Here is a 5900-nt window from a genome sequence, read left to right as displayed (position 1 = left end):
TTATAGCGACTGCTTACGCTCGTCCGCATGCGATTGCCAGGGCGGGGGCGGGCTAGTGCGCGCTGATCGGCGGCAAAATGTCGTCTCGGAGCGCGGCCGCGCATGCCGTGAGATCGGCGTCAGCCGGTGCACGCATTCCAAACAGCAGACCGGCGGTGCTGCCGAGAGGCCAATAAGGACGGAACTTTCGCGCTGCCGCATGAGCTTATCGACCTGCACCAGTTGTAATTTTATGTCGAACTTGTCGAGCTGCGTTTTGCCAGCCTGCGTCATGCAGGCATTCTGTGATGTACATAGCTCTCGACGCAAATTCTGCGCCATGATAGCAGTCGCCCTGGAACGTCTGATCGGCAAGGACGCGCTCCAATTCCAGTTTCTAACGGGACACACAGAAGCGCACTCGGATCGAGAGAGGTGGGGTGACGGCTGAGTAGCTCAATCGGATTTCGGGCGATGATCCCGCACCCGGATCTTCCCCTGGGTAACCTGCGTCCGTATCGGTGCTTGCCACACCATGTGTGGACGCCTGAAGCGTAGGAGAACCCAGGAATCGGCCTCGGAGATGCACTCAGCACCTCCCGTCCGGCGTGTGCTGTTCGTCATCGATGTCTGCGACCGCGAGAGAATCTCCAGGTAGGCCGTGGCCCATGGAGGTTCACATGATGAGACAGCGACAGGCGAGCTACACCCAAACGCGAACCTCTCCCGGTTTGAGCAAGTCGCCTGTATCGCCGTCTCGTTGCCTGATCGCCAGTTCTTCTTGCGTCGCACCCACGTTTGCAACAAAGCCGTCAAACTACTTCACCGAAACTTTGCAATCACACAGCGCCCAACGATGTTAAACATCAGGCACCGGCGAATCTGGTAGTAGTTACTCAGGGCCCGTCCTACAGAATGCAATGAAGGACACAACGCCAATGGCAAGCAAAGCGCTCGTATTTATTGAAAGTGAGAGTAATGGTCTGCCATACATACAAGCGGCCCAGCGTCTTGGTCTTCATCCAATTATGTTTGCAGCTGATCCAGATCAGTACGGATATCTTGCGGCGGAGAGCATTGAGGCTGTCCGTGTTCCCACAAAAAATGTGGATATGCTGATCCGCGAATGTTCCCGGCTGCGTGCGACGTATGACATTGCTGGAATTGCTGGCTTTGCGGGCGATGACGAGTCGGTCTCTGCAACGGTTGGCAAGAGCAGCGCCGGCCTCTGCGAGATTCTCGCCCGCACCTGCATGAGTGATCCCGTTCTCATTAAGCGCACGGCTCGTCTCGCGCATTCCTTCCACGCCCCAGTCAAGCGTATGGTTGTTCGCCCGACTAACCATATTAAAGCCCATCGCCTTTAAGTCTGGTCCTAGCTCCGGAGCACTGATCAAATATGCACCGCCGGTACTCGGCCTGTGGGCATCCTTTGGACTGAACGTCCAAGATGTTGGTTTCCAAGTTGCCGAATGTCACGTCAGCCCCGTGGAATATCCTGAGAACTTCGGCAAGGCCAGGGTGATAGCCTTTTGTTACGGGCCGCGCGTAAAGCAGGTCGCCGACTGCGGCCATGGTGAAACCGTCTGCAACGTTAGTTTCGATTGAACCTACGGTATCAAAGCCCACATCCCGCGGGATCTCAGGGTGGGCATGTTCGTCAGTATCCATATTATCTCCTGCTTCGCGTGGATGTCGCAACTGTCGCCATAATTTGCGTCTTTCGATACCCTATGACCGGGCAGCTGGCGGATAATCGCCCGCTTCAGCCCGCCGGCCCGGGATGTCTGTAGCCGGAGCGCGCACATGACATGCCACGACGGGCCCGTCCGGCATCGGCACCCAAGGCGGCAACGCTCGACCACGAGCGGGCAAGCGGATGAAATGCGCATCCGCGGGGCCTGGCACCTCGCTTTCGATGGGTGCCTCCAGCCGAACGCGCGTCGGATCCGGCACCGGCGCTGCCGCGATCTGCGGTTTGCGCGCAATTTGGACGAATTTGAAAAGGTGCGGTTATCCCTGGCCAATCCCAAGCGCAGCCTCCACGACGTTTACCCAATAGGCAATCCCGTACGGGATTGCGGCGTCATCAAAGTCGTAGGCTGCATTGTGCAAAGCGGCCGACGGGCCATTGCCGATGAAAATGAGTGCTCCTGGGCGAACCTGCAGCATATAAGCGAAATCCTCGGCGCCCATGACCGGCCTCAACTTCGTGTCCACCGCGGCCGCGCCGGTGCCTCCCGCCGCACGAACAGCAAGAGCGGTGGCAGCAGTATCGTTCACGGTGGCTGGAACCGACCGGCGGTAGCGGTAAGATATATCGCCTCCGAAGGCTTGCGCGATTTTCCGCGCAGTCATCTCTAACCGGGTCTCGGCGAAATCGCTCAGGGCAGGGGCCAACGCGCGGACCGTCCCTGCCAGTTCAACTTCATCGGCAATCACATTGTAAGCATTCGAGGCGCGGAGTTTCGTCACGGAAATTACCAGTGACTCTACCGGGTCGGTGTTGCGCGACACCAGCGCCTGCAGGCCCAAAATAACCTGAGCGGCGATAACGACCGGGTCAACTGTTAAGTGGGGGGCTGCAGCGTGCCCGCCGCGACCCTTTACAACGATGTCAAAATCATCCTGGGAGGCCATCATTGGGCCTGCGCAAATGGCGAACTTACCTACATCGATCCCTGGCCAGTTGTGGATCCCGAAGACCTGGGAGATGCCATAACGGTCTAAGAAGCCGTCCTCGACCATCTTGAGCCCGCCGGACGGCAATTCGACCTCCTCAGCAGGCTGGAAGATGAGCGCGACTGCACCGCTAAAATTCCGCCTCCCAGCAAGGTGCTTTGCGGCACCAAGCAGCATGGCAGTATGGCCATCGTGGCCGCAGGCGTGCATCTTCCCGGGCGTTTTCGACGCCCACTTCTTTCCCGTCGCTTCATGGATCGGCAGGGCGTCCATATCCGCACGAAGGCCAATTGTCGGCCCTTCGCCGCCTTCACCCTGGATGAAGGCCACGATACCTGTGCCGACTATTCCGGTTTCGATATGGTTGATTCCAAAAGATGCCAGCTTGTCCGCGACGAACCGCGCGGTCTCATGCACAGAAAAGTCCAGCTCGGGATTTTGATGAAGATGCCTCCGCCACGCTATGACCTCGTCGGCCAGGCGATGAAACTCCGCGACTGAATGCATGCTAACTCCGTTGTATATGTCTGGGGCCGTCGGGAGGGATCATGTGGTTCGCAGTCATGTAAAGTTTGCCGTGAACTTTTGAAATAAGGTGCACAAAACTGGCATCCAGATGAAAAGAATTGTTCGCGCATCCGCCGCGATTGCAATAATAATGCGTTTGAATGGAGTAGCGTTTGATCCGCGTCCGATCTTGCAACCTGCGTTTCGGATCGCCAATGCCACATCGTGTTTTCGCATCTAGGGTGTTGGGATGATAGATGACCTCGACCGGCGGATACTCGGCGCCCTTCAAAAGAACAACAGGTTGTCATTTTCCGAGCTTGCGGATCTCGTGGGTTCGTCTGCTGCCTCATGCATGCGCCGCGTCAATAAGTTACGCGCCGACGGCGTTATCACCGCTGATATCTCGCTAGTCGATCCCAAGGCGCTCGGGAAGTCGCTGACCGTGGTCGTCACAGTGGAGCTCGATCGCGAGCGTTTGGATCTTGTCGACGACTTCAAGCGAGCGATGAGGGCGGCAAAAGAAGTCACTCAATGTTATATGATCACTGGCGATGCCGACTTCGTTCTTATTGTAGCAGTGGAGGACGTCGAGGCCTTTGACGTTTTTGTAAAGACCAAACTCTACACGAATCCCAATGTCCGTAAGTTCAAGAGCATGATTGTGCTGGACCGAGTGAAGTTCGAGCCCCGAGTGCTTGTGTAGCCTCTTCTGGGCTGTGTTCCGCCACTCCTATCCCGTTTTTGAAGCGTGCATTGCGGCCGGAGCGCCACTTTGATCATAATCACAGCATGGAAGTCTGCGATTTATTTCGAACACTGGGCGACCGGCGGCCCCCCCCCAAAAGGGCCTATAGCCCCGCTCAAGCGGTAATCGATCGCGCTGACGACATCTGGCATGCGCTGCGTGCTGGCGATCCGAGGCGCGCCAACATTTGAATTGCTGTGCAGCCGCTGGGCGGTTCCGCAGCGGCAAATCGTAACCTGGTGTGCGGAGTGCCCGGTTGCAAGATTCGGAGGACTCAGGAATGACACTTGCTGCAGCCGAACCTACAACGACTCTCCCGGCCATTGAGCAACGGCACCGGGATCAAAGGCAATATCCTCACGGCGTGGCCTTCATGGATGGTCAGTACCTGCCGATGTCCGAAGCCAAGGTGTCCGTCCTGGACTGGGGCTTTCTGCATTCCGATGCCACCTACGATACCGTTCACGTGTGGGATGGGAGGTTCTTCAGGCTGGACCTGCACATGGACCGGTTCTTCCGCGGGATGGAAAAGCTGCGCATGAAGGTTCCCTACAGCCGCAGCGAGATCGAAAATATCCTCTCGACCTGTGTGGCGCTATCCGGGCACAAGTCGGCCTATGTCGAAATGATCTGCACGCGAGGCGGCTCGCCGAACTTTAGCCGTGACCCGCGCCAGTCGGAAAACAGGTTCATGGCATTCGCGGTGCCCTTCGGGTCGGTTGCCAACAAGGAGCAGCTCGATCGCGGCCTGCATGTCGCCATCAGCAACACCGTCCGGATCCCTCCCAAGTCGATCGATCCAACCATCAAGAATTATCACTGGCTCGATTTGGTGAAGGGCCTGTTCGATGCGTACGACTGCGGTGCCGAAACCGCGTTGATCGTCGACATCAACGACAACATTGCCGAGGGGCCTGGCTTCAACGTTTTCAATGTCAAGGACGGCCGCCTGAAGACACCGGCTTATGGCGTCCTTGCGGGCATTACCAGGCAGACGGTATTTGATCTGTGCGACGAACTGGGCCTATCGGTCAGCGCCGGCGACATTGATCGCAACGAACTGAAGGGCGCCGATGAGGTTTTCATCACGTCTACCGCGGGCGGAATCATGCCGGTGTCCAAGATTGACGAGACCGTCATAGGCGACGGCAAGGTTGGCGCTCTGACTCGTCAGCTGACAGACCTGTATTGGGAGAAGCATGCTGACCCGGCATGGTCGACCGCGGTAAATTACGCGTAGTACCGCTGAATATTATCGAGAAGTCCTCGCCTGTCTGGAGAGGACCGTGCTGAGTTTGCCGATGACCGACGCTTTCATTTCTCATCTCTCAAACGAGCTCGCCGGCCTGAAATCTGCCGGTCTCTACAAATCCGAGCGGGTGATTGCATCCACCCAGTCGGCCGAGATCGAGGTCGGCGGCCAGAAGGTGCTGAATTTCTGCGCCAACAACTATCTCGGCCTCGCCGACAGCGCTGAATTGCGCACTGCAGCCAAAGGCGCGCTTGATCGCTATGGCTACGGCATGGCTTCGGTGCGTTTCATCTGCGGCACGCAGGAGGAGCACAAGCAGCTTGAATCAACGATTTCATCGTTCCTCGGCCTGGACGACACCATTCTTTATGGCTCGTGCTTCGACGCCAATGGCGGCCTGTTCGAAACGCTGCTCGGCGAGGAAGATGCGATCCTCTCCGATGCGCTGAACCACGCCTCGATCATCGACGGCGTGCGGCTGTCGAAGGCCAAGCGTTTCCGCTACGCCAACAACGACATGGCCGATCTCGAAGCGCGACTGAAGGAAGCCAAGGACTGCCGCTTCCGGCTGATCGCCACCGACGGCGTGTTCTCGATGGACGGCATCATCGCCAATCTGAAAGGTGTCTGCGATCTGGCGGAAAAATACGACGCCATGGTCATGGTCGATGACAGCCATGCCGTCGGCTTCGTCGGCAAAAACGGCCGCGGCTCGGCCGAACATTGCGGCGT

4 protein-coding genes and 1 pseudogene are annotated in these 5900 nt (G+C 57.7%); 3 read left to right on the top strand and 2 right to left on the bottom strand.

Annotated elements, in window-relative coordinates; translation table 11 throughout:
- Positions 1–1192 precede the first annotated feature (1192 nt).
- Positions 1193–1650 (bottom strand): annotated as a pseudogene (locus tag NKH35_RS30530) (CapA family protein); the annotation flags it as partial.
- A 342-nt stretch (positions 1651–1992) separates the two neighbouring features.
- Positions 1993–3168, bottom strand: a complete 1176-nt coding sequence (locus NKH35_RS30525; RefSeq protein ID WP_352917411.1) for an amidohydrolase — start codon at positions 3166–3168, stop codon at positions 1993–1995.
- Positions 3169–3418: 250 nt separating this feature from the next.
- Between NKH35_RS30525 and NKH35_RS30520 the strand changes: the two genes are divergently transcribed.
- The 3 genes from NKH35_RS30520 to NKH35_RS30510 all read left to right on the top strand — a co-directional run.
- Positions 3419–3874: an Lrp/AsnC family transcriptional regulator gene (locus NKH35_RS30520; protein ID WP_352917409.1), complete on the top strand. Its 456-nt coding sequence runs from the start codon at positions 3419–3421 to the stop codon at positions 3872–3874.
- 322 nt (positions 3875–4196) lie between these two features.
- A complete protein-coding gene (locus NKH35_RS30515; RefSeq protein WP_352917407.1) occupies positions 4197–5156 on the top strand; it encodes an aminotransferase class IV in 960 nt (319 codons plus the stop codon).
- A gap of 61 nt (positions 5157–5217) precedes the next feature.
- On the top strand, positions 5218–5900 hold a 683-nt coding region (locus tag NKH35_RS30510), incomplete at its 3' end, for an aminotransferase class I/II-fold pyridoxal phosphate-dependent enzyme (RefSeq protein ID WP_352917405.1).

It is taken from the genome of Mesorhizobium sp. M1143, assembly GCF_040318435.1.
Classification (GTDB): Bacteria; Pseudomonadota; Alphaproteobacteria; order Rhizobiales; family Rhizobiaceae; genus Mesorhizobium.
Note: the sequence above shows the minus strand (reverse complement) of the source record. Positions and strands in the feature narration are given on the sequence as shown.

What these genes read in the sequence shown, in the direction of transcription:
- NKH35_RS30520 (WP_352917409.1), top strand. Translation starts at nt 3,419, where the DNA reads ATGATAGATGACCTCGACCGGCGGATACTCGGCGCCCTTCAAAAGAAC.
- NKH35_RS30525 (WP_352917411.1), bottom strand. Translation starts at nt 3,168, where the DNA reads ATGCATTCAGTCGCGGAGTTTCATCGCCTGGCCGACGAGGTCATAGCG.
- NKH35_RS30515 (WP_352917407.1), top strand. Translation starts at nt 4,197, where the DNA reads ATGACACTTGCTGCAGCCGAACCTACAACGACTCTCCCGGCCATTGAG.